This window comes from Moorena sp. SIO3I6 (assembly GCF_010672095.1).
The window spans coordinates 1-1,745 of record NZ_JAAHHU010001049.1 but is presented as its reverse complement, the minus strand read 5'-3'; the positions used below and the strand labels follow the sequence as shown (position 1 = coordinate 1,745).

General features: G+C 43.3%; 1 protein-coding gene. It reads right to left on the bottom strand.

Annotated elements, in window-relative coordinates; translation table 11 throughout:
• Positions 1 to 36: 36 nt before the first annotated feature.
• A protein-coding gene (locus tag F6K49_RS45970) for an ISKra4 family transposase (RefSeq protein WP_293109028.1) occupies positions 37 to 1,606 on the bottom strand; the annotation gives its coding sequence in 2 pieces (ribosomal slippage) (positions 37 to 1,440 and positions 1,442 to 1,606; 1,569 coding nt in all).
• Positions 1,607 to 1,745: the final 139 nt, after the last annotated feature.

Genomic DNA, 1,745 nt, shown 5'->3' with positions numbered 1-1,745 from the left:
GGGTGCGGCTCTTTTAGGAAGACTAAGGATAAAGTCTTAGACAGTTATCGGAAGAGTAGTGGGAGCAGTAGTAGAGCAACGAGCATAAAGGAGTCGTTTCATCAAAGGAACACCATCAAGATACAAAACATGGTGATTGCGTTGATACTCTTGTTTTAAGTGAAACTGCCAATATTGATGCCAATCACCGCTAAGGTAAAGTGAGCGAAGACGTAAAACAGCTTCAGCTCCTTGAAGGCTCCATCTAGCTCCAGTAATATCCATCCGGTCTTTGATCAGATGACGACAAGCACCTTCAATTACCCCAGTGGCAATGGGAAGACCGGCTCTGAGGTAATCATCGTATTTGAGGTAAGCCGCGTTGTTGAGTAAATATCTGGCACAATTATCCACCGGTTTACGTTGTGATGGGGAGAGTTTGCGTAATGTGGCACTGCGACGCATCCCAGCAGCAACTGTACTTGAGTGTCCTTGAAGAATGAGTAGTATCCTTTTACTTACCCAATCCTCCGCTTGTTTGCTGGTATCGGAATAAAAGGCAAATGCCGCCTTCCATAAATATTCAATTACATGGATAATATCGAGAACAATTGTTAAGTTAATCTGGTGTTTGCGAGCAAACTTATTCAACAGCGATAATTGAGTTTTATTACCGTCGACCAAAGCACAAAAGTGTTTTTGTTGAGTGCTTCGGCGGTGCAATACCTCGTCAAATGCTTCGCTAATAACTACTTCTGGCTGTTTAATTAAGCTTGCCCAAACACGCTTGGATTGAGGCAAGGGTCTTTTGAGTTCTTTTTTATCTACCTCCTCCCCTTCCGGATTGACAATTTGTTCAGGTGTGCGCACGAATGGGTCAATCGTATAAACCGAAGCTACTGTAGCCATTCGCTTCGAGTTTCGTTTTTCACCCTTCGTTAATCGTTTATTTAACTTCTTGCTCGAAGCCAGCGCCCTTTTTCTGGTATGAGCACGTAAATCTTCTGTACGCATCACTACACCTTTACCGTCAACAGTAATCACTACTATTTCCCCTGTTTGTGGAGATTGCTCTATATGTGATTGTTGCTGGTGGTAAAATTGGTCAAAGTCACAGGCACTATTGAAGGCTAATTCTTCCACTTGACGCTTACCAACTTTGGCTGCGGTTGTTTGGGAAATTATCTCTACTGTTTCACCAAACCCCGAACGGGCTACTTCTACTGCGACTCGCTCTGTCAGTCCGTGGGAATATTGGGATGGCGGTAGGTTTAATTCCGCATCCAATGGACTCAGGGAATTGAGCTTCCTTCCTCCATAACCAATTCGATTGACTCTTACGGTTCCAAATAAGGTGGTCAGTTTACGAGTCAACTTCTTCTTATGAGTTCTTCTGGCTTGGTCACTACCCAAACACTCACCTTCAATCTCGTCATCACTACGTCTATCAAAATAACCGTGGCAGAAGCCGTCTTAATAGTTCGTACCCGTTCTCCAGTAATTTGTTCTCTAACTCCCCATGCTCTAAACCGCAAACCCGATCTGAACCCAACCACTCTACGATTTCTTCAAATAGCTCTCGTGCTGGTGAAAAGAAGATGTCTTCATTTGAGTACGATCCTTGCATATCTCTGAATTTCACCCCGGTTTTCCACTTATGTACAACAAACGTCACTTAACGGTTTTTTTGACTCAAAGCCTTACTCTGACAAGGTTGTTAGTTTTGTTATTTTAAATAATACCGTATTTCTATAAGAGCCGCACCC